This is a genomic window from Rhizobium sp. RSm-3 (assembly GCF_001854685.1).
GTDB lineage: Bacteria > Pseudomonadota > Alphaproteobacteria > Rhizobiales > Rhizobiaceae > Rhizobium > Rhizobium ecuadorense.
In genome coordinates, this window is record NZ_MAWZ01000060.1 from 87,871 (window position 1) to 109,271 (window position 21,401).

At 61.8% G+C, this 21,401-nt stretch carries 24 protein-coding genes and 1 tRNA gene; 11 read left to right on the forward strand and 14 right to left on the reverse strand.

Features of this window, described 5'->3' with window-relative positions:
* Nucleotides 1–85 precede the first annotated feature (85 nt).
* Both BBJ66_RS31905 and BBJ66_RS31910 read right to left on the reverse strand, forming a co-directional pair.
* Nucleotides 86–1,294, reverse strand: coding sequence for a CobW family GTP-binding protein (locus BBJ66_RS31905; protein ID WP_071093207.1), 1,209 nt, complete (start codon nucleotides 1,292–1,294; stop codon nucleotides 86–88).
* 24 nt (nucleotides 1,295–1,318) lie between these two features.
* On the reverse strand, nucleotides 1,319–2,452 hold the full coding sequence (locus BBJ66_RS31910) for a D-alanyl-D-alanine carboxypeptidase family protein (RefSeq protein ID WP_071093210.1): 1,134 nt from the start codon (nucleotides 2,450–2,452) through the stop codon (nucleotides 1,319–1,321).
* Between the two features lie 187 nt (nucleotides 2,453–2,639).
* On the opposite strand from BBJ66_RS31910, the gene BBJ66_RS31915 reads away from it, so the two are divergent.
* The 6 genes from BBJ66_RS31915 (at nucleotide 2,640) to BBJ66_RS31940 (ending at nucleotide 6,116) form a co-directional block, all read left to right on the forward strand.
* A complete protein-coding gene (locus tag BBJ66_RS31915; RefSeq protein ID WP_071093212.1) occupies nucleotides 2,640–3,803 on the forward strand; it encodes a M20 aminoacylase family protein in 1,164 nt (387 codons plus the stop codon).
* A gap of 54 nt (nucleotides 3,804–3,857) precedes the next feature.
* Nucleotides 3,858–3,934 (forward strand) — tRNA-Arg (locus BBJ66_RS31920).
* Nucleotides 3,935–4,003: 69 nt separating this feature from the next.
* Nucleotides 4,004–4,819: a hypothetical protein gene (locus BBJ66_RS31925; protein ID WP_128146153.1), complete on the forward strand. Its 816-nt coding sequence runs from the start codon at nucleotides 4,004–4,006 to the stop codon at nucleotides 4,817–4,819.
* Between the two features lie 57 nt (nucleotides 4,820–4,876).
* The gene (locus BBJ66_RS31930) at nucleotides 4,877–5,077 is read left to right on the forward strand and encodes a helix-turn-helix transcriptional regulator (RefSeq protein ID WP_071093216.1); all 201 of its coding nucleotides are present in this window, start codon (nucleotides 4,877–4,879) and stop codon (nucleotides 5,075–5,077) included.
* The gene (locus BBJ66_RS31935) at nucleotides 5,074–5,262 is read left to right on the forward strand and encodes a hypothetical protein (protein WP_071093218.1); all 189 of its coding nucleotides are present in this window, start codon (nucleotides 5,074–5,076) and stop codon (nucleotides 5,260–5,262) included. The genes BBJ66_RS31930 and BBJ66_RS31935 overlap by 4 nt, the downstream gene beginning before the upstream one ends.
* On the forward strand, nucleotides 5,259–6,116 hold the full coding sequence (locus BBJ66_RS31940) for a hypothetical protein (protein ID WP_071093220.1): 858 nt from the start codon (nucleotides 5,259–5,261) through the stop codon (nucleotides 6,114–6,116). Before BBJ66_RS31935 ends, BBJ66_RS31940 begins: the two co-directional genes overlap by 4 nt.
* A 79-nt stretch (nucleotides 6,117–6,195) precedes the next feature.
* Here BBJ66_RS31940 and BBJ66_RS31945 read toward each other — a convergent pair whose 3' ends face one another.
* Nucleotides 6,196–6,753: a DUF2937 family protein gene (locus BBJ66_RS31945; RefSeq protein WP_071093223.1), complete on the reverse strand. Its 558-nt coding sequence runs from the start codon at nucleotides 6,751–6,753 to the stop codon at nucleotides 6,196–6,198.
* 143 nt (nucleotides 6,754–6,896) lie between these two features.
* Here BBJ66_RS31945 and BBJ66_RS33945 point away from each other — a divergent pair, with 143 nt between their 5' ends.
* Both BBJ66_RS33945 and BBJ66_RS35130 read left to right on the forward strand, forming a co-directional pair.
* On the forward strand, nucleotides 6,897–7,160 hold the full coding sequence (locus BBJ66_RS33945) for a hypothetical protein (RefSeq protein WP_083335679.1): 264 nt from the start codon (nucleotides 6,897–6,899) through the stop codon (nucleotides 7,158–7,160).
* A 105-nt stretch (nucleotides 7,161–7,265) separates the two neighbouring features.
* The gene (locus BBJ66_RS35130) at nucleotides 7,266–7,418 is read left to right on the forward strand and encodes a hypothetical protein (RefSeq protein ID WP_190238064.1); all 153 of its coding nucleotides are present in this window, start codon (nucleotides 7,266–7,268) and stop codon (nucleotides 7,416–7,418) included.
* 41 nt (nucleotides 7,419–7,459) lie between these two features.
* On the opposite strand, the gene BBJ66_RS31950 is transcribed toward BBJ66_RS35130, so the two are convergent.
* The 3 genes from BBJ66_RS31950 to BBJ66_RS31960 form a co-directional block, all read right to left on the reverse strand.
* Complete coding sequence (locus BBJ66_RS31950; protein ID WP_071093225.1) at nucleotides 7,460–7,750, reverse strand: BON domain-containing protein; 291 nt, start codon at nucleotides 7,748–7,750, stop codon at nucleotides 7,460–7,462.
* Between the two features lie 77 nt (nucleotides 7,751–7,827).
* Nucleotides 7,828–8,478 (reverse strand): hypothetical protein, encoded by a 651-nt coding sequence (locus tag BBJ66_RS31955; protein ID WP_071093412.1) that lies wholly within the window; start codon nucleotides 8,476–8,478, stop codon nucleotides 7,828–7,830.
* A gap of 109 nt (nucleotides 8,479–8,587) precedes the next feature.
* On the reverse strand, nucleotides 8,588–8,767 hold the full coding sequence (locus BBJ66_RS31960) for a hypothetical protein (RefSeq protein ID WP_071093227.1): 180 nt from the start codon (nucleotides 8,765–8,767) through the stop codon (nucleotides 8,588–8,590).
* A gap of 71 nt (nucleotides 8,768–8,838) precedes the next feature.
* On the opposite strand from BBJ66_RS31960, the gene dxr reads away from it, so the two are divergent.
* Nucleotides 8,839–10,029, forward strand: a complete 1,191-nt coding sequence (dxr, locus tag BBJ66_RS31965; protein ID WP_071093229.1) for a 1-deoxy-D-xylulose-5-phosphate reductoisomerase — start codon at nucleotides 8,839–8,841, stop codon at nucleotides 10,027–10,029.
* A 3-nt stretch (nucleotides 10,030–10,032) separates the two neighbouring features.
* Here the strand turns inward: dxr and BBJ66_RS31970 are convergent, their stop codons facing one another.
* The 8 genes from BBJ66_RS31970 to BBJ66_RS34680 form a co-directional block, all read right to left on the reverse strand.
* Nucleotides 10,033–11,118, reverse strand: coding sequence for an ABC transporter ATP-binding protein (locus tag BBJ66_RS31970; RefSeq protein WP_071093231.1), 1,086 nt, complete (start codon nucleotides 11,116–11,118; stop codon nucleotides 10,033–10,035).
* Between the two features lie 11 nt (nucleotides 11,119–11,129).
* Nucleotides 11,130–13,052 (reverse strand): glycoside hydrolase family 127 protein, encoded by a 1,923-nt coding sequence (locus tag BBJ66_RS31975; protein ID WP_071093233.1) that lies wholly within the window; start codon nucleotides 13,050–13,052, stop codon nucleotides 11,130–11,132.
* 20 nt (nucleotides 13,053–13,072) lie between these two features.
* Nucleotides 13,073–13,936 (reverse strand): carbohydrate ABC transporter permease, encoded by an 864-nt coding sequence (locus BBJ66_RS31980; protein ID WP_071093235.1) that lies wholly within the window; start codon nucleotides 13,934–13,936, stop codon nucleotides 13,073–13,075.
* Nucleotides 13,933–14,850, reverse strand: coding sequence for a carbohydrate ABC transporter permease (locus BBJ66_RS31985; RefSeq protein WP_071093237.1), 918 nt, complete (start codon nucleotides 14,848–14,850; stop codon nucleotides 13,933–13,935). Before BBJ66_RS31985 ends, BBJ66_RS31980 begins: the two co-directional genes overlap by 4 nt.
* 74 nt (nucleotides 14,851–14,924) lie before the next feature.
* Complete coding sequence (locus tag BBJ66_RS31990) at nucleotides 14,925–16,163, reverse strand: ABC transporter substrate-binding protein (protein ID WP_071093238.1); 1,239 nt, start codon at nucleotides 16,161–16,163, stop codon at nucleotides 14,925–14,927.
* Nucleotides 16,164–16,210: 47 nt separating this feature from the next.
* On the reverse strand, nucleotides 16,211–17,203 hold the full coding sequence (locus tag BBJ66_RS31995) for a LacI family DNA-binding transcriptional regulator (protein WP_071093240.1): 993 nt from the start codon (nucleotides 17,201–17,203) through the stop codon (nucleotides 16,211–16,213).
* Between the two features lie 291 nt (nucleotides 17,204–17,494).
* On the reverse strand, nucleotides 17,495–18,709 hold the full coding sequence (hemA, locus tag BBJ66_RS32000) for a 5-aminolevulinate synthase (protein ID WP_071093415.1): 1,215 nt from the start codon (nucleotides 18,707–18,709) through the stop codon (nucleotides 17,495–17,497).
* Nucleotides 18,710–18,759: 50 nt separating this feature from the next.
* Nucleotides 18,760–18,960 carry a hypothetical protein gene (locus tag BBJ66_RS34680; RefSeq protein ID WP_128146154.1) on the reverse strand — a complete coding sequence of 67 codons (201 nt, stop codon included), beginning with the start codon at nucleotides 18,958–18,960 and terminating at the stop codon, nucleotides 18,760–18,762.
* Nucleotides 18,961–19,035: 75 nt separating this feature from the next.
* Between BBJ66_RS34680 and BBJ66_RS32005 the strand changes: the two genes are divergently transcribed.
* Together BBJ66_RS32005 and BBJ66_RS32010 are read left to right on the forward strand one after the other, a co-directional pair.
* Entirely contained in the window at nucleotides 19,036–19,293 is a 258-nt protein-coding gene (locus BBJ66_RS32005) for a YMGG-like glycine zipper-containing protein (RefSeq protein WP_071093242.1), read from the forward strand.
* 169 nt (nucleotides 19,294–19,462) lie between these two features.
* On the forward strand, nucleotides 19,463–21,391 hold the full coding sequence (locus tag BBJ66_RS32010) for an autotransporter assembly complex protein TamA (protein ID WP_190238065.1): 1,929 nt from the start codon (nucleotides 19,463–19,465) through the stop codon (nucleotides 21,389–21,391).
* Nucleotides 21,392–21,401 lie beyond the last annotated feature (10 nt).

A 21,401-nucleotide genomic window follows, 5' to 3' on the forward strand; every position in this document is an offset into this window, starting at 1 on the left:
TTCAGACTCGCTCCTCGCGCTTTAGCTCTTTGTTTTTACGCATGTCGTTGCCGCAAAACCGCTGCACACTTTTGCGCGACATGCTTTAAATCCGCATACCGGGAATGGCGAGCGGATTGTCCGACAGCGCCGCACGATCCGGCATGTCGATGCGCGGCTTGCCGAGAAAGGCGTCGAACAGATCCCTGACGAAGGCCTCCGGCAGGTCCTTGGTGATCAGCACCATGCGTGTGCGCCGGTCGCCGGCATCCGGCCAGGCGGCAAGCCGCACCGGCGGATGGAAGATGCTTTGCACCCCATGCAGCACCAGCGGCCGGTCCGGCCGGTCGGAGACGGAAACGATCGCCTTCATCCTGAGCAGCTTCTCGCCATGGGCCGAGCGCAAGAGATCGATGAACATGTCGAGCGCCATCGGATCGATCGGCTTTTCCTCGATGATCGAGAAGGAGCGGATCGAGGCATCGTGACGGTTGACGTCGTGCGGGTCCTGATGCGCGTGATCGCCATCATGATCATGATTGTGATGATCATGGTGGTGATGGCCGTGGTGATCCCCACCATGGTGATGAGCGTGGTCGTGATCTCCATCACGACCGTGGTCGTGATGGAGATGCGCCTCATGCGCATCCTCGTCCTGCAGCCAACGGCCGACATCGGCGATCTTGGTCGCCGGATCGTAGAGCCCGTTGACGAGCACCGCGGCGCTGCCCGCCTCAGTGCTGTCGGCATCCATCATCGCGGCGCGCGGGTTGAGCGCCCGCAGGCGTTTTTCCAGCCCGTCGGTTGCCGCGGTCATCGCCTTTTTCGAGACGATCAGCCGGTCGGCGACAGCGGCCTGTTTGCGCGCTTCCTCGTGATTGTCGAGCGTCTGCAGCCCGTTCACCGCATCCACCACGGTCACGACGCCGTCGAGCTCGAAATTTTGGGCGATGATCGGATTTCCCATGATCGCCTGCATGACCGGGGCGGGGTCGGCAAGCCCCGTCGTCTCGATGACGACACGCTTCACCGGCTTGACGCGGCCCGTCTGCACGGCATCCATCAGATTTGCCAGCGTATCCACCAGTTCGCCGCGCACGGTGCAGCAGAGGCAGCCGTCCGACAGTTCGATGATCGAATCGCCGGAGCTTTCGACCAGCAGATGATCGATGCCGACATCGCCGAATTCATTGATGATGACGGCCGCATCCTTCATTGCCGGATCTTTGAGGATGCGGTTGAGCAGCGTCGATTTGCCGGCGCCGAGAAAGCCGGTCAGGATGGTGACCGGAATCCTGTCGTTGAGCGCGCTCATGTCGTTTGACCTTAAAAGCTGATCTTAGAAAGATGTCGGACGCGGCATCGGCACCGGCACGTTGGCGATGCCTCCGGCCGTATCGCCGGTCGCCACCTTTTCCGGCTGTGCCGCCGGCTGCGGATCCTGACCGGGAATGAGGCCGGCAAAGACGAAGCGCGGATCGTGGTCCATTTCCAGGATATAGGGCGACTGCACCCGCATGCGGCCGACCTCGTCGCGCGTTTCGCTGCGTATCTTGGCGCCCTTGGCGCTGCAGATGTCGGCGGAGATGTCGGTGACCTGGTCCTGTCCCTGCCCGTAGGGCCGCAGGGACCCCAGCGTTTCATTGCCGGGAAACTGCGTGGTGAAGCCCTTCTGCAGAAGGTTCGCCGTCGCATCGGCGCGCGCCGCCAGGCTGTCGGTGCCGAGCACGACCGAGACGATGGTGCGGCCGTTGCGTGTCGCCGAACCGATCTGGTTGAAGCCCGAGGCGCAGATGAAGCCGGTCTTCATGCCGTCGGCGCCGGCGAAGCGGCCGATCAGCATGTTGAGGCTCGGGACGTTCTGCTGGCCGTTGGTGAAACCCTCAAGCGCGAAATAGCTGGCATATTGCGGAAAATCGCGGCGCAGCGCCACCGTCAGCACCGCGAGATCGCGCGCCGTCGTATATTGCCCCTTGCCCGGCAGGCCGTTCGGATTGACGAAATGCGAATCCGTCATGCCGAGCTTCAGCGCCTCGCCGTTCATCCGCGTCACGAAGCCTTCCTGCGTGCCGCCGATGGCTTCGGCGACCGCAACGGCGATGTCGTTGGCCGATTTCACCATCAGGATCTTCAGCGCGCTGTCGAGCGTCAGCTTCTGGCCCGGCTTGAAATACATCTTGGCGGCCGGCTGCGCGGCGGCGCGCTTGCTCATGACGACAGGCGTATCGAGGCTGATCTGGCCGGCGCGGATGGCGTCGAACACGGTATAGACGGTCATCAGCTTGGTGAGCGAGGCCGGATACCATTTGCGGAAGGCTTCTTCATGCTCGAGCACCCGGCCGGTCTGCGCGTCGACGAGAATATGCGGATTGGCGTGAGCGAGCGGAATGGAGGCCAGCAAACCGGCAGTCGCGGCGACCGCGAAACGCAACGGCCGCAAAACGGCAAACAAACGGAAGTGGCTCGTCGACACGCTTTGTCCTTCGGATATCAGGAAAATCTCGAAACCTTCCCCTATCTAGCCTATATGGCTATGACATGGCAAAGGTCATTGACTAAGTAATTTCCACAGGGCTGACGCCTCAGCCCCCTCATACTCCCGCCTCACGCCCTTGTGATGCGATGAAAGCTTGCCGGGATTTCATAACAGGAACGCCAACATGCCGATTTTGAACAGAGCCGCCGAATTGCAGGACGAAGTCGCCGAATGGCGCCGCCATATTCACGCCCGGCCCGAGCTTCTCTTCGCGGTTGAGAACACCGCCGCTTTCGTCGCTGAAAAACTCAAGGAATTCGGCGTCGACGAGATCGTCACCGGCATCGGCCGCACCGGCGTCGTCGGCCTGATCAGAGGCAAGGGCGAAGGCCGCCGCACCGTCGGCCTGCGCGCCGACATGGACGCCTTGCCGCTGACGGAGATCACCGGCAAACCCTGGGCCTCGAAGACGCCGGGCAAGATGCATGCCTGCGGCCATGACGGCCACACTGCCATGCTGCTCGGCGCGGCGAAATATCTGGCCGAGACCCGCAACTTCAACGGCAATATCGCCGTCATCTTCCAGCCCGCCGAAGAAGGCGGCGGCGGCGGCAACCTGATGGTCAAGGACGGCATGATGGAGCGCTTCGGCATCGAAGAGGTCTACGGCATGCACAATCTGCCGGGCCTACCGGTGGGACAGTTCGCCACCCGCAAGGGCGCGATCATGGCGGCGACCGACGAATTCACCGTCACCATCAAGGGCCGCGGCGGCCACGCCGCCCAGCCGCACCGGACGATCGACCCGATCGCCATCAGCGCCCAGATCGTCGCCAACCTGCAGATGATCGCCTCGCGCACCGCCGATCCGATCAGCTCGGTCGTCGTCTCGGTGACCAAGTTCAATGCCGGTTTCGCCCATAACGTCATTCCGAACGATGCGACCTTCGCCGGCACGGTGCGCACCCTCGACCCCGAGGTGCGCACGCTGGCCGAGACGCGGTTCCGGCAGATTGTCGAGGGTGTGGCCGCCGCCCACGGCGCCGAGGCCGAGATCAGCTTCCACCGCAACTACCCCGTCACCGTCAACCATCCCGATGAGACCGAGCATGCGGTCGCCACCGCCAGCGCCATTGCCGGCGAGGGTAACGTCAACGCCGAGATCGATCCGATGATGGGCGGCGAGGATTTCTCCTACATGTTGAACGCCCGCCCCGGCGCCTTCATCTTCATCGGCAACGGCGACAGCGCCGGGCTGCACAACCCGGCCTACGACTTCAACGACGACGCCATCGCCCACGGCATCTCCTACTGGGTCCGCCTCGCCGAACAACGCTTGGGCGCCTGACAACAATTAAGGCTTGGCTTCGCGCCAAGCCTTTTGTATGCATGGCTTTCAAGTGGTCCCGTAGCTCAGCAGGATAGAGCACCAGATTCCTAATCTGGGGGTCACGCGTTCGAATCGCGTCGGGATCACCATGGGTTTCAATTTCATAGCCCCAAAGAAAAGGGTTCCCGAATCTCCAGGGGCGCACTGGGGCAAATTCATTGACTGAGACGGCGTCTCCGGGTTTATCGAAGCGCTTATCCGATCTCTTCCGCTACAGCGACGAAGAGGCTTCGCGCATACTTTTATCGTGCGTTCCCCATGCCAATTGGATTGAAAAATATCCCACCGATGTGATCGAGGAAATGGGTGGGACCGCAGACGTCCTCGTCATCAGACTGCTTGAGCATCGCGCTGATAGGTTCCTCAATGCGGAGGAAACTAGGCCGCCAACCAAGGTCGAGCAAAGAAAGTATCTCCAAGCACTCGATTATCACATTAATTCCCTTACGCAGCTCCTTACCGGGGTGACGCATATGGACGGCTCGACAGCTGATCCCTTTAAATTTCTCGCTCGGGCGCGCGCCAGGGCGGGAGAGGAAGCGAATGGCTGGGAATATCGCGACCGCATACTAAAAGATATCTTGCCGTTGCAACTCTTCGTCAGATGGCGTCTGCAAACAGATGTAAGGCCGACCGCCGACGAGAAATTAGAAGAGGAGACCAAGCGTCGAAAGACGTTCCCGCGTTTCTGCTTTGTCGCCGATCTCCTGGCCGCCTACCAGCGCATTACAAACAAGCCTGGTGCGGCTAGCGTGCACGAGGGGAAACACAGCGAGGTAATCGAATTCGTTCTCCAGGCGGCAAACCCCGTTCTTCGCACCGCGCAACAGCCCCCTATTGAGCCAGAGTCCGTCAAGAAGGATGTTCAGGCTATTAAAGCGCTATGGCGCGAACGCATTCGCCCCGAAATGACTTACGTCGAACAGGATTGGGGGAAACATTTTCGCATGTTTGACGAGAGAATAAATCCCTAGTTTCTCGATACGTTCTCCTGTTAGAGTACCCTTCATCGCAAACCGATGGAGTTCCTAATGTCAATAAGCAAGTTCCTCCCTATCGACGAAGTAGTCGAGCGCACCAGCCTCAGCCGCCGGACGCTTTATCGGGAAATCTCCGAAAATCGTTTTCCCCGGTCCGTTCAGTTGACGGCTCGCCGAGTCGGGTGGCCGGAGGTTGATATTAATACCTGGATCGCCAACAAGATCGCAGCTCGTGAGGAAGTGGTCGCATGACCGGCGCCACTTATCAGCATAGCGAAAGCGTGGTGCAAGCGGCGATGTGGTTGGCTGATCAAAGCTCTGCGCCCCAGCTAGTCATTCCTCAAATTCATGAACGGCTTGGGCTTTCGGCTCTTGAAGCATGCGAGGCTGCCGCTCTGTCGAACAAACACCGGACATCGAGGCGCACCCACGAATGAGCGAATATATCGACGCGCATGGAGAGACGCTCGAGTATAGCCCGATAGCCAGTCTGACGCCGTATCAGGCCGAATGCCGCAAGCTTGTCGCGTTCAAGCTCAAGACCATTGAGACGGTTGCGGCTGACCCTCGCCTTCATGGAGCCCCCTGCGCCCAGGCTATAGTCGTCTATCTCTCGTTCCTGAAGATCGACAGACAAACGCTCCGCCCAACCACGGTGTATGCTTCATCCCTGACACTGATGGCACGCGGCGGCATCAAATCTGACAGGACGGCTCGTAATGCCAGGGCGCTGCTGATCGACAACGGTTACCTAGTGTCATCTGGCACATCAACGAAGGATGGGTGCGTTCGCTATGATGTCGCCAACCCTCGAGCCGATGCAGTCGCGATGCACATCCACGATGCCGTCGAATACCTTCGTGAAAGAGATGCCGATCGGAAGAAGGAAGACCGGAGGAAGAAGGCCGCCCATACCAATATCCTGGTAGAAACTACCACCCCGCAAAAAGCATGTCCCAGCAGGAACTACCAGGATGTCCCGGTAGAAACTACCAACAAATACCTTAGAGAACCCCTTAGAGATTCTTTCTCTGAGAGAAGAGATCATCTCCATAGGCAAAAAGGACGTATTTCATACGCTTCCACACATGAGGTAGAGGAGGCAAACCTCCCGCTACCAATCCCGTGTAGCGACGACGAAGCGCGAAATATGATAGATGCAATTTGCGAAGGTGCGGCAGTGCTTCCTATCATCAGAAAGCGGTTGGCGAGCATGCTCCAAGCAGGGGTGCTAACACCCAACTTGGCTGCGGGGATGATCGGCAGGAGACAGGAGGAGGATGCAGCGTGATCCAGACATCTTTTTTGGTGGGTCAACACTCCCCCTCAAACATCATCAATGGTCGCCATGCTCGATAGACCGCTTAGTCTTACCTTCTTCGACGATTCCGACTAAAATCGGCTACGGACCTTACAGCGCCCCGGGGAGCACGCCGCGTCCGTACCGCCCGCCGCGCCCCCAATCCTAGCAATGCCGCGCCAACCCAGCCGCCAACAAACCCAATCGCGCCCCAGACAAGACCCGCGAAGCTAACGGGCACACCCGGCACAAAATCCCGCCAGGTATTGGCGAAAACGACATCGTCCGGCTCCCGCATCAGCACAAAGGGCTTGGCCACAGGGGCGGCGGTGCCGAGTTTCAGCTGCTGCGACAGCAGCGTTTCGTAGCGTGTGATCGTGCTTTGCATCGAGACGCCGCGGTCGCGCAGGAAATCGTCGGAAGATTGCGCATAGGTGTTCAGGGCCTGCTGGCGATCGAGGTGGTGGTCGGCGGCCTGTCTGTTGAAATCCTCGACGATGACGCTGAGTTCGTCGATCGCCCCGCCGATCCGCTGGCGGTATTGCTGGGCAAATTCCGGCGCCTGCGAAAACACCGTGCCGCCGGCAAGCCCGGCGACGATGGCGATGATCCTTGCAATCGGTCCCATTCTCGATGCCTCCGGCGTCATCAGCGGTAACGATCCGCGGCCGCAAAGGTTGCGGATGACACAATCGGTAACGCTATGTGATTGAACCGACAGCGCTTCCGGCGAGTTGCTCCCCTGACCAACTGAGAAAGAAGAGGCTTGTCATGAAACGGATTATCCTTGCCTGCACGCTCGCTGCCGCATCGTTCTTTTCTGCAATGCCGTCCCAGGCGGCCAGTGTGACGATCACCACGGGTGATGAGCGCCCCTACTACCGTGATTCGGAACGTCCCTATTACCGCCATCACAGCCCTTACTACCGCCACGACATGCGTCGGCGTTACGTGTCCCGCGACTGCTTTACCAAGACGGAAAAAATCCGCCGCCACGGCCATACGGTCATCAAGGAATCCAGGGTCTGCCGATAGGCGATCCAGGCGGGAAGCCCGGCTCATCAGCCGGGCTTTTCATCTGATTTCGGCACGCGGAACTTCGCCATAACGGCCGCGTTATGCGCGAAAGGAGTGAGCGTCATGCGTATCAAGATGACTCTTCTGGCAATCGCCTATGTCGCCGTCAGCGCCGTGCTGCTTGCCATCGCCTATCAGCCGCAGGTGACGGGTGCGCTGCAGAAGACCGATCGTCTGGCCGGTTCGTCCTTCCTGATCGAGCGCTTCGCCGGTTGAACGGCCGAACGCTGATTGAGAAAGGACGACGTGAAAGGCCGTCAATGCCGATCATTGATCGCCGGACCGCCGAGCAGGATCCGGTTCTGGACCACATGCACGCCTTCGACGGCCCTGGCAACCGCGGTTGCCCGTTCGATCTCGCCGACGGTGCCGACCGTGCCGGTCAGCACGATCTGATCATTCTCCATCGTTACTTCGACATCTGAGGCATCGATGCCGCCGGCAATGGCCAGCGCGTTGGCGACGGCGGCTTCGACCGAGGCGCGATTGGCAATTTCCGCTTCCATCTCGGGCTCGAGCCCGTGAAATGTCTGTTCCTTGAAAACCATGATCCGTTTCTCCTCAATATCCGGGGCATCAAACCTGCGGAGGAAACGCCCGTCGGCCGGATTTGGTTTCAGGCCCGCTACCAGTTGAGGCGATAACGCAAATTGACGCTGCCGGCCTCAGCTGGAGAAAACGGATTGCTGACCGAGGCATCGAGGTTGAGGTTCGGCAGGATCGCCTGGTTGACGGCAACCGAACTGGAAAAATCGCCGCTGGCGTTGCTGATGCCGGCACCGGCCGAAAGCGAGGTGCCCGTCCAGGGATGGATCAGCTTCAGCGCCTGCGACGCCGTGACCGAGGCCTGTTTGATATCGACCGCGTCATATTGGACGCTGATCGACCGGCTCGACTGCATGTCAAGCGAATCCGACAGGATCCAGCTGCGTGAGCGGCTGAGCGTCAGCGCGCCGCTGCCGCGCAGCGTATCGACGCTGATCCTTGCCCCCCGCTGCGATTGGCCTGATGGCGTGACGCTGGTTCTGACGATCCTGCCCCAGAGCATCGCCTGTTCGGAATCGGGCAGCGGCGCCCCGCCCTTGGTCGAGGCCAGCGCGATATCGGCGCCGGCGCTGGTTTCCCATTCCGCCGGCAGGCGAAAACCCATCGTCGCCTTGTAGGACCGGTCGGAGAGTTTGGCCGGCGACCAGATCAGCAGATCATCCGCCCTTGCCGCGGGGCCGAGCGAGAGCAGGATGGCGAAGTGAATGCAGGCTGTTTTGAATATCGTCATGAAATCCAACATTTCCACGGGACACAGGGCCGCAGCGCACATGAATGCGCCCGCAGCGAACGCGATGAAGGATTGCGGCCAAGCCGCCCGCCCCGGTTCATCCCCGATTTTAATGTTTTGGCCGGAAGGCCGTCGGCACCTTAATGCCTGTTTCCGAAGGACGCCGTAGCGCCCCGAATTGCCATGCGACCGTGAACGGCGCGACGAATTTCGAATCCGCCAGCAAGGTCACAAGGATCACATCCGGCTGCCGCTCTGTAAACCCCTTGAAGGCCGAAATCTGCTGCACTGCACACTTGCCGCCCCCTCCAAAGCCTAGTAGAGCCTGAGCCTACAAGGGAAATTTTCGCGAAATTGCATATGATGACCGGCAAAACCGCGCCGCGGCGCCTCAGCATCTTCGGCTCGACCGGCTCGATCGGCCAGAACACCCTCAATGTCGTCGATCACCTGGGCGGGCGGGAGAATTTCGAAATCTCCGTGCTGACAGGCAACGGCAATATCGAATTGCTGGCCCGGCAGGCGAAAGCCTCCGGCGCGCTTATGGCGGTGACGGCAAGCGACCGGCATTACGAAGCGCTCAAAAGCGCCCTTTCGGGCAGCGGCATTGCGGTCGCATCCGGAAAATCCGGCCTGATGGAAGCCGCCGACCGCGAGGCCGACTGGGTGATGGCGGCGATCGTCGGCACCGCGGGCCTGGCGCCGACGCTGGCGGCAGCAAAGCGCGGCGCCGATATCGCCCTTGCCAACAAGGAATGCCTGGTTTCGGCCGGCGATCTGTTCATCAGCGCCATCCGCAAGGGCGGCGGCAGGCTGCTGCCCGTCGACAGCGAGCACAATGCGATTTTCCAGGTGCTGGAGGAAAATCAGCGCCATGCCATCGAGCGCGTCGTGCTGACGGCCTCGGGCGGCCCCTTCCGCACCGCCTCGCTGAAGGAAATGGCCGGTGTGACGGCGGAAACCGCGCGCGCCCACCCGAACTGGTCGATGGGATTGAAGATCTCGATCGACAGCGCCTCGATGTTCAACAAGGCGCTGGAGATGATCGAAGCCCGGCATCTTTTCAGCCTGACGCCCGAGCAGATCGAAGTCATCATCCATCCGCAATCGATCATCCATTCGATGGTCGGCTACACCGACGGATCGGTGCTGGCCCAGCTCGGCGCCCCCGATATGCGCACCGCCATCGGTTACGCCCTGTCCTTTCCGCGCCGGCCGAACCTGCCGATCGAGCGGCTGGATTTCGCCAGGCTCGCCAGGCTGGATTTCGAGGCGCCGGATGAGCTTCGCTTTCCGGCCTTGCGGCTGGCGCGCCTGGCGATGACGCGCGGCGGCGTTCAGGGCGCGGTGCTGAACGGCGCCAAGGAAGTGGCGCTCGAAGCCTTCATCGAAGGGCGGCTGCCGTTCCTGGCCATGGCCGAGATCACCGAAAGAGTGATGGACGATCTGGCCGGCCTGCCGCCGGCCGCCGAGATGGACGATGTCTTCGCCGCCGACAGGCAGGCCCGGCAGAGGGCTGCAGACCTCATGAAACTGGCGATCGCCGGCTAAAGGTTACCGCAGCCGGTTGCCAGCCTCATCGAACAATCGGCAGTCCAAGGGTTCGAACAGCAGGCTGACCTGCTCGCCCGCCGCGATGCTGATCGGCGACCGGTGCTCGACGGTCAGCGACTGGCCGTCGGCAAGCTGGCAATAGAGATATTGCGTTCCGCCGAGATATTCCGAGAAATCGACTTTTGCGATCAGGCTGCCCGACAGGTCCGACGCCACCTTCAGATGTTCCGGCCGCAGGCCGAGCGTCACTGCGCCTCCGGCCGGCCGGCTCGTGTTGATTAACGCGGTTTCGATGCGGGAGCCGGCGACCTCGACCAGGCCTCCCTCGCCCCAGCGGGCGTTCAAGAGGTTCATGCGCGGCGAGCCGATGAAGCCCGCCACGAAAGTATTGGCGGGGTTCTCGTAGATCTGCCTTGGCGTTCCGGCCTGCTCGACGCGGCCGTCGCGCAGCACGACGATCTTGTCGGCAAGCGTCATCGCCTCGGTCTGGTCGTGGGTGACATAGATCATCGTGTTGCCGAGCTCGCGGTGCAGGCGGGCGATCTCGATGCGCATCGACACCCTGAGTTCCGCATCGAGATTGGACAGCGGCTCGTCGAACAGGAAGACATCGGGCTTACGCACGATCGCCCGGCCGATCGCCACACGCTGGCGCTGGCCGCCGGAAAGCTGTCCCGGCCGGCGGTCGAGAAGATGGTCGATCTTCAGGATGGCGGAGGCGGCCTTGACGCGCGTCTCGATCTCGGCCGGCTGGGTGCGCGCCATCTTCAGCCCGAAGGCCAGATTGTCGCGCACGCTCATATGCGGATAGAGCGCGTAGGACTGGAAGACCATGGCGATGCCGCGCTCGGACGGATCGAGATCGGTGACAACACGTCCCTTGATCTCGACCTCGCCGTCGGTGACATCCTCGAGGCCGGCGATCATGCGAAGCAGCGTCGATTTTCCGCAGCCGGACGGGCCGACGAAGACGACGAACTCGCCTTCTTCGATCGTCAGGTCGATACCGTGGACCACCTGCAGATTGCCATAGCTTTTTCGCACGTCCTGGAGCACGACGCTCTTGTTAGCCATACCGTTCGTCATCCCCAAACGACCTACTTGTCCGCCTGGACCCAGACGAGCATCTCTCCGGGTCCGCGGTTGTCCCAGAGATGATAGGGCACGAAACGCGCGGTGGCGACCTGCCTTTCGGCCGGCGCCTGGCGGTAGAGCGGTGTTCCCCAATTCGACGTCTCCTCGCGCTCGACCTTGAGATCAAGCGCGACGGCATCGTTGAGATCCTTCAGCACGACGGTTTCGGCGGCCGGAAGCTCGCGGGGCAGGACGATGGCGTTGAGATCCTCGCCATTGTCGGTCGTCTCGACGCAATAGACCAGGGGCCCGCGCATCAGTGCGACGCGGCCGGCATCCTGGCGCACCTTCGGATTGGCATATTGCGGGCGCAGCGCCAGCGGCAGGTGGAGGGCGACACGATCGCCATCGTTCCACTCACGCTCGATCCTGGCATATCCGTCGCGGATATTGGCGGCGAGATCGAGCATTTCGCCGTTGACGCTGAGGGTGGCACCATCGGCCCAATCCGGAATGCGCAGCGACAGCGCAAATTTCGCCGGCGTCCTCAGCCTGGTGGTAAAGGCGACCGCGCCATCCCAGGGATAGTTGGTGGTCTGCTGCAGCTCGCCTTCGGCGCCGTTGGCAAGCTTCAGCCGCACGGTGCTTTCGCCGTAGAGATGCACGGCGATCTCGTCGTCGGCAACGGCATACATATAGGAGCCGATCGAGGTCACCAGCCGGGCGATATTGGGCGGGCAGCAGGGGCAATGGTGCCATTTCCACCGATGGTGCTTGCCGGCGCTTTCGAGCGGATTGTCGTAGAAGAAGGTCTTGCCGTCGGTGGAAAGGCCGGGCAGCGCGCCGTTATAGAGCGCCTGTTCCATGATATCGGCATAACGCCGATCGGGACCGCGCCCGAGCATGCGGCTTGCCCAGAACACCAGGCCGACCGAGGCGCAGGTCTCGGCGTAAGCGGTGGCGTTCGGCAGGTCGTAATAATCGGTGAAACCTTCGTTTGAGGCGGCCGGGCCGATGCCGCCGGTGATGTACATCTGCTTGGTGGTCAGATCGTCCCAGAGCGTTTCCAGCGCTGCCGTCAGGCTGTCGTCCTTATATTCGGTGGCGATGTCGGCCATCCCCGAATAGAGATACATGGCGCGCACCGCATGGCCGACGACCTTGGTCTGCTCGCGCACCGGCTGGTGGGCCTGGCCATATTCATAGGTCTTCTGATGGAAGTCAGCAGCGCTCCGGCCGTCGCGAGCGGCTTCGGCCGTGAAGAAATGCGGCTCGGTGCCGCGCTCGTCGATGAAGAATTTCGACAGCTCGAGGTATTTCTTCTCGCCGGTGACGCGGGCAAGCTTGACCAGCGCCAGCTCGACTTCCTCATGGCCGCAATAGCCGGGGAGCTGGCCCTCGCCATGGCCGAACACCGTGATCATGTAATCGGCAAAGCGGCCCATGATGTCGAGCAGCTTGCGTTTGCCGGTCGCCTGGTAATAGGCGACGGCAGCCTCCATCAGATGGCCGGCGCAATAAAGCTCGTGATGGTCGCGCAGATTGGTCCAGCGGCGGGCGGGCTCGACGCGCTGGAACCAGGCGTTGAGATAACCGTCCTTGTCCTGCAGTCTCTCATACATGTCGATGATCTCATCGGCGCGCGCTTCCAGCTTCGAGTTCGGCCGGCGATAGAGCGAATAGGCGATGGTCTCGATCGACTTGCCGAGGTCGGAATCCCAGAACATCTGCGTCGTCCCGCCCCAGGGCTGAATGGGAATGACGACGCCGGGGCTCGGCTGGGAGACATCGATCGCCTTCAGCATGCCGGCCTCGACGCAGCGGTCGAGCAAGGTCTCGGCGGTGGAATTGCAGACGGCGTCCTGCCATCTGCCCCAGAAGCCGCCAAGTTCGACATCGGGAACGGCGACGGGGCGAAACTGGCGGTCGTTGCTTGATTTGGTCATGGGTTCGACTTTCCCTAGGGTTATTTCACCGCGCCGGCCATCAGCCCGCGCATGTAGTAGCGTTGCAGGAGCAGGAAGACGATCAGGCACGGGATCGTCATGACGACGACGCCGGCCTGCACCGCTCCCCAGTTGATGGCGCCGAGCCGCCCGGCGCGCACCGCCGTCATCAGCACCGGCAGGGTGTATTTTTCATTGCTGGAGAGCAGCACCAGGGCGGCGAGAAACTCGTTCCAGGCATTGAGGAAGGCAAAGATCGCCACCGTGGCCACGCCGGGAAGCACCAGCGGCAGCAGAACGCGGGCCAAGAGCCTCAAGTCACGCGCCCCGTCGATGCGGGCCGCCTCCTCGATCTCCTTCGGCACCGCATCGAAGGCGTTGCGCATCATGAAGACCGAGAAGGGCAGTTGCAGCGTCACATAGACCAGCGTCAGCCCGATGAGCGAATTGTTGAGGCCGAGCTTGGCAAGGATGATGAAGAGCGGCGTCAGGATCGACTGGAACGGGATCATCAGCGTGGCGATGATCAGCACGAAGAGCGCGTTCTTCATCGGGAAGCGGTAACGCGAGAAGCCGTAACCGGCGAGCAGGCTGACGGCGACGGTCAGCACCACGGTGGCGACCGAGACGAACAGCGAGTTGATCATATGCCGCCAGATACCGGCGCCGAACGTATCGAGCAGCGCATAGGCATCGAAGCTGACGCCTGACGTCGGCCAGGGCGGCAGCGGCGGCAGGCTGGCTTCGGTCCCTTCCCGGAAGGAGGCAAGCAGGGTGATCGCAAACGGCGCCAGGAAAAAGATCGAGATGGCGATGCCGGTGAGATGATAGGCCGATTTCACGCGGAAGGCCTTGCGGGCGCGGCGTTTCCTCGAGGTGGTCATGGGCGCTCCTCCCCGACGCGCAGCAGCCAGAGCTGCACGATGCTGATCGCCACCAGGATGGCGAGAAGCACGATCGACAGTGCCGCGCCATAACCGAGATTGAACGACACGAAGGACTGGTTGAAGATGTAATAGACCACCGAGATCATCTTGTTCTGCGGCCCGCCCGAGGTCATGATGTAGAACTGGTCGAAGGCGAGGATCGAGCCGGTGACCGAGACGATCAGCGCCAAGGCGATCGTCTTGCGCATCAGTGGCAGCGTCAGATGCCGGAAACGCTGCCAGCGGCCGGCGCCGTCGATGCGGGCGGCCTCCGTCAGCTCGGACGGGATAGCCTGTAGGCCGGTGAGAAGAATGATCATGGTGAAACCGGCGATCTTCCAGACGACCATCACCACAACAGTCAGGAAGGCGGTGTCGAAAGTCGCCAGCAGATTGGGGCTCTTTTCGACAAGGCCGAGCGCCTTCAGGGCCGGGCCGATGAAGCCGCTATCGACATTGGCAAGCCAGACCCAGAGCAGCGAGGCGGTGGCCAGGCCGACGACGACGGGCAGGAAGATGACGGTGCGATAGGCGCTGACGAACTGCCGTTCCTTCTCGACGAAGATCGCCAGCGGAAAGGCGACGGCGAAGATCGCGATGGTGACGATGACGGTATAATAGGCGGTGAAATTCAGCGCCGTCACGAAGCGCGTGTCGTTGACCATGCGGTAATAATTGTTGAAGCCGATCCAGCGCGACGCCCCCATCAGCGGCCAGTTGTGCAGGCTCATCCATCCGGTGAACAGCACCGGCATGATGAAGAAGACGATGACCAGCGCCATGGCCGGCGCTATATAGGCAAGGCCGCGCCAGTTCGATTGGCGCCGTCGCCTGCGCCGAGGCAATAGGGTCTCTGAACCGGAACCGGTCATCGAAACGCTCCGCATCTGTCGGTTGGGATTGGCCGGGAAGCTGCCACCGCTCCCCGGCCGCGGCCGGGGGAGAGTTACTGGCCGCTATCGATGATCGATTGCATTTCCGACTGGGCGCTCGAAAACGCGCCGTCGACATCGTCGCCGAAGATCGCGGCGTTGGTGAAGCTTGCCCAAGGGCCGTTGGCGCTGTTGATCAGGTCGTTGAACTGCAGCGTATAGGGCGTCTTGGCGACACTGATCGCCTTGAGGCCGACCTGCATGCGCGGATCGAGACCTTCCAGCACCTTGTCGGCGATATCGCCGCGCGTCGGCAGGCTGCCGTATTTCGCCATGATCTTCTGGCCGTCCTCCGAATAGACATATTCGAGGAAGCCCTTCACCGCGTCGATCTTCTTCGTGCCCTTGGTGATGACGAAATTGTCGCCGCCGGCAAAGGACGACGGCTTGCCGTCGACGCCCGGAATGAGCGTCACGCCGAAATTGATGTCGGGATGCTCGGTCACCAGCGTGCCGATGGCAAAGGCGCCGAGGCTCTGCTGGCCGATCTTGCCGTTGGTGAAGGTCAGGAAGTTGGCGCCGGTGTCGCTGGCCGCCCCCGCCGGCACCAGGTCCTTCTTGACCATGTTGCGGTAGATGTCGACCGCCTTGCGCATCTGCGGCGTATCGAGCGTCGCCGTCTTGCTGTCGGCCGACAGGATGTCGGCGCCGGCACCCCAGGTAAGCGGCGTGAAGGTGAAGATCATGCAGCCGCCGCAGCCGCCGCCGGAGAAATAGAAGCCGTAGGTATCGTCACCCAGCGCCCGGATCTTCTCGGCGTTGGCGGTGATTTCATCCCAGTTGGCAGGCGCCTTTTCCGGATCGAGGCCGGCCTTCTTGTAGAGGTCCTTGTTCCAGGCAAAGACCGATGTTTCCACCGAGAGCGGCAGTCCGTAAATCTTGTCCTGATAGGTGCCGAGGCGCACATGCGACGGCGACAGCGAGTTGAAATAGGGCAGCGATTTTGCCCAGTCCGTCAGATCCTCAAGCTGGCCGGCCGCCGCAAAGGCGGGGTTATAGATCAGATCCATCGACAGCGCGTCGGGCGCCTGTCCGCCGGCAATCGCCGTTGCATATTTCTGCACCAGTTCGGAGAACGGCACCTCGGTCATCACGACCTTGTTCTCATGGCCGGAATTATAGGCTTCGACCACCTTCTTGAAGGCGTCGCCGATGCCCGAGCGAACCCACATTTCGACATTTTCAGCCGCCGATGCAGCCGAAAACAGGCACAAGGTAGCGATGCTGGTCGCCGCCAAAAGACGCTTGATCATGACACTCCTCCCGATATGGCGCATCTCCCTGCGCCTTTGCTCATTCCCTAGATCTCATTCCCTTGATCATTCGGGGTTTTGCCCCCGCATGACTGCCGGACGATCAGCCGGCACGGCAATTTCCTCACTCCCGGCTCGACAGGCCGTCCTTCCGCAAGCGCCAGCACCGTCAATCCGGCCTGCCGCCCGAGCTCCTTCAGCTCCATATCCACCGTCGTCAGCGGCGGCCGCGTCTGGGCCGCGACAATCTCCCAATTGTCGAAGCCGATCACCGAGACATCCTGCGGCACCTTGACGCCGCGCTCGCGCAAGGCATCCGCGGCACCGCGGGCGATCTGATCGTTGCCGCAAAACAGCGCGTCGGGCTTTTCTCCCGGCCTTTTCCAGAGTTGCTCGATCGCCTCATGGCCCCAGCTTTCCGACCAGACGCCGTAAAGCACCGGCTCGCGGTGGCCGGCCACCGCGTGATAGGCGCCGGCACGTTCGCGCACCGAAAAGAAATCCTCCGGCCCGGTGATATGGGCGATCCGCCGCCGCCCGATTTCGGCGAGCCATTCCACCGCCAGTCTCGCACCCTGTTCGTCGTCCGAACGGAAGGTAACGCTGTTCTGCGTCCCCTCGGTGAAGGCGTAGACGACGGGCACATGCAAGTTCGACAGGTCGACCGGCAGACGCCTGTCCAGCCGCTTTCCCGTGGCAATGATGCCGTCAACCTGCTTGTCGAGCATCGCATCGACATGGATCTGGGCGAGCGCCGGATCGTCTTCGATGGCGCACAGGAAAACCGAAACCCCATGATCGACCAGCGCGTCCGAGATACCCGCCATCACCGGCAGCGTGAACCGGCCGTAAGTGTCGTTGGTCAAGAGCCCGATGGTGAAGCTGCGCTTGCTGAGCAGGCCTCTTGCCAACGCATTCGGCCGATAACCGATTTCGCCGGCGATCCGCTTCACCCGCTCGCGCGTTTCCGCGCCCATCCGGCCGGTGTCGTTGAGTGCCTTCGACGCTGTCGAGATGCTCACTGCGGCAGCCGCCGCCACCTCATGGATGGTGATCCTGCCTTTTTTTCCTCCCGTTAGGTTCAGAGCATCCTCCTTCTGAAGTGACTTGAGAAAAGCTTTTACCAACCGTTGTGTCAAGTGAGAAAAGGTTTTCTCACGTAGACCTGAGGCAACGAGCCGAGCGGTCGCGATGCATCGTCTGCATCGCGGTCGGGCCAGAGCCGATGATCTGGGTGAAGGGAAGAAAGATTGGCCGGCCCCGGAGGGGCGCACTTATCACCGTCAGGACCTCCAATGGAGGTCCCGTATTACGGCGCGGTCATCGAAAGATCAGGCGACGTGCCTTGCCAGCGCGCAGCGCGACCAGAGTGAATGCAGCGCCTCGACGAGATGGGCGATATCGGCGTCCGAATGCAGCGGCGTCGGCGTGATGCGCAGCCGCTCGGTCTTCTTCGGCACGGTGGGATAGTTGATCGGCTGGACGTAGACGCCGCAATTGTCGAGCAGCAGGTCGGAGATCCACTTGCACTTGGCGGCATCACCGACCAGCACCGGCACGATATGGCTCGGATTGGGCACATGCGGAATGCCGTTCTGATCGAGCAGCGCCCGCAGCTTGCGCACCCGGTCCTGATGGCGGGCGCGCTCGAACTGGCTGACCTTCAGGTGCTGGATCGAGGCGACGGCGCCGGCGGCGAGCGCCGGCGGCAGCGCCGTGGTGAAGATGAAGCCGGAGGCAAAGGAACGGATGAAATCGCAAAGGGCAGCCGACGCGGCGATATAGCCGCCCATCACCCCGAAGGCCTTGCCGAGCGTGCCTTCGATGACCGTCAGCCGGTCCATCAGCCCCTCGCGCTCGGCAATGCCGCCGCCGCGCGGGCCGTACATGCCGACCGCGTGCACTTCGTCGAGATAGGTCATCGCCCCGTATTTGTCGGCGAGGTCGCAGATTTCCTTGATCGGGGCGATATCGCCATCCATCGAATAGACGCTCTCGAAGGCGATCAGCTTCGGCGCCTTCGGATCGGCGGCCGCCAGCTTGGCTTCGAGATCGGCGACGTCATTGTGCTTCCAGATCACCTTGCCGCATTTGGCATGGCGGATGCCCTCGATCATCGAGGCATGGTTCAGCGCGTCGGAGAAGATGATCAGGCCGGGGATCCTGGCGCCGAGCGTGCCGAGCGCTGCCCAGTTGGAGACATAGCCGGAGGTGAAGATCAGCGCCGCCTCCTTAGCGTGCAGATCGGCCAGTTCCCGTTCGAGCATGACGTGATAGTGGTTGGTGCCAGAAATATTCCGGGTGCCTCCCGCACCCGCGCCACAGTGGTCGATGGCGTTTTTCATCGCCTCGATCACCTTCGGGTTCTGGCCCATGCCGAGATAGTCGTTGGAGCACCAGACCGTGACTTCCTTTTCGCCATCGGCCGTATGGCGCGTCGCGCGCGGGAAATTGCCGCGGTGGCGCTCGAGATCGGCAAAAACGCGGTAACGGCCCTCGGCATGAAGCCCGTCCAGCTCGTTTTTGAAAAACGCTTCGAAATCCATCATCTGCTCCAGTATCGCGCGGCCGTTCTTGCCGACCGGACGTCCGCGCGTCAATGCTTACCCTTTGCTTTAACATCAACTGCGGCAAAAGGCCCAGTTTTTTGAATGATTCCAGATAAAAAATCTGCGCGCCGCGATCGATGCGATCGATGCGCGAAACGCAACGGAAATTCGCCGAACCGGGCAGCCAGCGACAGGCTCGCCATCGCAAAAAAATCCGGACAACGGTGGACAACCCTTTCTTCCGACATAGTTTTCGCACTAGCGTGGCAAAAAAAGACTAGGGACGGCCTATGCCCATCGGGCGACAACCCAGGAGAAAAGAAATGAAAAAAGCTGTCATACTCGCATTGATCGGCCTGTCGGTCGCAAGCTGCACGCCGACCCAGCAGGGCGCCGGTATCGGCGCGGCCTCAGGCGCCGTCATCGGCGGCGCGGTCACCGGCAATGTTCGTGGCGCAGCGGTCGGCGCCGCCATCGGCGGTGTCTCAGGCGCCCTTATCGGCAGCGTCGCCGAACAGCCCGGCCAGTGCTACTATCGCGACCGCTACGGCCGCCGCTACATCGACAGCTGCCCGCGCTGAGAGCGGTTGCAAAATCGCAAAAACAGGAAATCCCGGACACACATCCGGGATTTTTTGTGCTGAAATAGCGCGTTGGCAATTTAAAATGGTACACCCCGCGCGATTTTGCCGCTAAGCTGTTCACGGCTGGGCAACGAAGCTTCATTGTAGACCGAACCAAAAGCGGCGTATGCGGATTAGAGGGACAGGCCCGAAAACAGGTACTGCGTATCGGCGAACAGGCACCATGATGGTGGTCGCAGCGGCAGCTGCGTTCTCACCGGTCCTGATCGGCGAGGCTTACGCCTTCAAGCTTTTCGGCATCACCATTTTCGGCAAGGATGAGGACGAAACGCAGCAGGTGCCCGATCCGGTGCGCTATAGCGTCGACCTCAAAGCCGACACCGCCGATCCCGACCTGAAAGAAGCACTGCAGAACAGTTCGCGTCTCCTCGGCGACCAGAAGCAGCCGGTGTCCGGCGATCTCGGCATCGTCGTCAAGGCGCGTGACGACCGCGAGCGGCTGATCGCCACTCTGTATGAAAAAGCCCGTTATGGCGGCGTGGTGACCATCAGCATCGACGGCAGGAATATCGACGACCTGCCGCCCAATCCGACCTTCGACCGGTCCGGGCCGGTCCCCGTCACCGTCGACATCGCGCCGGGCCCGGTCTTCAAGGTCAGGGAGGTCCAGTTCGGCGGCGATGCCGCAAACCACAATCCCGCCGATTACGATCTGGCCCCGGGCGCCGAGGCCGGCTCACTCGTCATCATCAAGGCCGGCGATAAGATCGTCGAGCAGCTGAAGAGCGAGGGCCGGCCCTTCGCCAAGCTGACCGAACGCAAGGTCGTCGCCGATCACAACAGCGACACCGTCGATATCGTCCTTGCGGCCGAAGGCGGCCCGGTCGCCCCGATCGGCGATGTCGGCGTCACCGGCGAAAAGACCGTCAAGCCGGGGTTCATCCAGCGTTACTCCCGCCTCGACAAGGGCGAAGCCTACTCTCCGGAAGCGCTGAAGAAAGCCGGCGAGCGGCTTCGCGCCCTCGGCGTCTTTTCGAGCGTCACGATCCACGAAGCCGATGCGCTGGCGCCTGACGGTACGCTGCCGATGACGATCGAGGTGTCCGAAGGCAAGCGGCGCTATTTCGGCGTCGGCGCCCAATATTCCACCACCGACGGCTTCGGCGTTCAGGGCTATTGGGGCCATCGCAACCTGTTCGGCGAGGCCGAAACGCTGCGGATCGAGGGATCGGTGTCGCGGCTTGGCGAAACCACCGATGTCGGCAGCCTCGACTATTCCGCCGGCATCCTCTTCACCAAGCCCGGCGCCTTCTTCCCCGCCGCCACGCTGAAGGCCGGCATCGTCGCCAAGACCGAAAATCCGGATGCCTATAATGCGACGCTCGTCACCGCCTCGCTTGGCCTCTCCTACGAGCTGACCGACCGGGACACCGTCTCGGCGAGCGGCGAGGTCAGCTGGGAGCGCGACGACGACGCCTTCGGCACCAACGACTACCTGACCTTCACCCTGCCGCTGCAATATGACCGCGACGCCCGCGACGACAAGTTCAACCCGACCGAGGGCTATCGCGCAACATTTTCGGCCAAGCCCGGCTACGAGATCTTCAATGCCACGCCCTATGCGGCCTTCCAGGGCTCGATCTCCGGCTATCTGCCCTTCGGCGCCGAGGATCGCCTGGTGCTGGCCGGCAAGGTCGCCGCCGGTGTGCTGATCGGCGGCGACGGCATCGAGAACATTCCGGCCACGCAGCGCTTCTTTGCCGGCGGCGGCGGCTCGGTGCGCGGATACAGCTATCAGGAAATCTCGCCCTATAACGACAATGGCGACCCCACAGGCGGCCGCTCCTATGTCACCGCTTCGCTGGAGGCCCGCATCAAGATCACCGACACGATCGGCATCGTGCCCTTCCTCGATGTCGGCACCGTATCGGACAGCACCTTTCCCGGTTTTTCCGATATCCGCGCAGGCGCCGGCGCCGGAATACGATATGCCACACCTTTCGGCCCGCTGCGGCTTGATTTTGCCATGCCGCTGAACAAGTACGAAGATGGCACAGATTATGGAATCTACGCCGGCATCGGCCAATCCTTCTAGAACAGGATGA

What these genes read in the sequence shown, in the direction of transcription:
- BBJ66_RS35130 (WP_190238064.1), top strand. Translation starts at nt 7,266, where the DNA reads ATGCGTATCAAGATGACTCTTCTGGCAATCGCCTATGTCGCCGTCAGC.
- BBJ66_RS31990 (WP_071093238.1), bottom strand. Translation starts at nt 16,163, where the DNA reads ATGATCAAGCGTCTTTTGGCGGCGACCAGCATCGCTACCTTGTGCCTG.
- BBJ66_RS34680 (WP_128146154.1), bottom strand. Translation starts at nt 18,960, where the DNA reads ATGTCGGAAGAAAGGGTTGTCCACCGTTGTCCGGATTTTTTTGCGATG.
- BBJ66_RS31915 (WP_071093212.1), top strand. Translation starts at nt 2,640, where the DNA reads ATGCCGATTTTGAACAGAGCCGCCGAATTGCAGGACGAAGTCGCCGAA.
- BBJ66_RS31945 (WP_071093223.1), bottom strand. Translation starts at nt 6,753, where the DNA reads ATGGGACCGATTGCAAGGATCATCGCCATCGTCGCCGGGCTTGCCGGC.
- BBJ66_RS31940 (WP_071093220.1), top strand. Translation starts at nt 5,259, where the DNA reads ATGAGCGAATATATCGACGCGCATGGAGAGACGCTCGAGTATAGCCCG.
- BBJ66_RS31980 (WP_071093235.1), bottom strand. Translation starts at nt 13,936, where the DNA reads ATGACCACCTCGAGGAAACGCCGCGCCCGCAAGGCCTTCCGCGTGAAA.
- BBJ66_RS31985 (WP_071093237.1), bottom strand. Translation starts at nt 14,850, where the DNA reads ATGACCGGTTCCGGTTCAGAGACCCTATTGCCTCGGCGCAGGCGACGG.
- BBJ66_RS32005 (WP_071093242.1), top strand. Translation starts at nt 19,036, where the DNA reads ATGAAAAAAGCTGTCATACTCGCATTGATCGGCCTGTCGGTCGCAAGC.
- hemA (WP_071093415.1), bottom strand. Translation starts at nt 18,709, where the DNA reads ATGGATTTCGAAGCGTTTTTCAAAAACGAGCTGGACGGGCTTCATGCC.
- BBJ66_RS33945 (WP_083335679.1), top strand. Translation starts at nt 6,897, where the DNA reads ATGAAACGGATTATCCTTGCCTGCACGCTCGCTGCCGCATCGTTCTTT.
- BBJ66_RS31970 (WP_071093231.1), bottom strand. Translation starts at nt 11,118, where the DNA reads ATGACGAACGGTATGGCTAACAAGAGCGTCGTGCTCCAGGACGTGCGA.
- BBJ66_RS31905 (WP_071093207.1), bottom strand. Translation starts at nt 1,294, where the DNA reads ATGAGCGCGCTCAACGACAGGATTCCGGTCACCATCCTGACCGGCTTT.
- BBJ66_RS31975 (WP_071093233.1), bottom strand. Translation starts at nt 13,052, where the DNA reads ATGACCAAATCAAGCAACGACCGCCAGTTTCGCCCCGTCGCCGTTCCC.
- BBJ66_RS31950 (WP_071093225.1), bottom strand. Translation starts at nt 7,750, where the DNA reads ATGGTTTTCAAGGAACAGACATTTCACGGGCTCGAGCCCGAGATGGAA.
- BBJ66_RS31935 (WP_071093218.1), top strand. Translation starts at nt 5,074, where the DNA reads ATGACCGGCGCCACTTATCAGCATAGCGAAAGCGTGGTGCAAGCGGCG.
- BBJ66_RS31930 (WP_071093216.1), top strand. Translation starts at nt 4,877, where the DNA reads ATGTCAATAAGCAAGTTCCTCCCTATCGACGAAGTAGTCGAGCGCACC.
- BBJ66_RS32010 (WP_190238065.1), top strand. Translation starts at nt 19,463, where the DNA reads ATGCGGATTAGAGGGACAGGCCCGAAAACAGGTACTGCGTATCGGCGA.
- BBJ66_RS31955 (WP_071093412.1), bottom strand. Translation starts at nt 8,478, where the DNA reads ATGACGATATTCAAAACAGCCTGCATTCACTTCGCCATCCTGCTCTCG.
- dxr (WP_071093229.1), top strand. Translation starts at nt 8,839, where the DNA reads ATGATGACCGGCAAAACCGCGCCGCGGCGCCTCAGCATCTTCGGCTCG.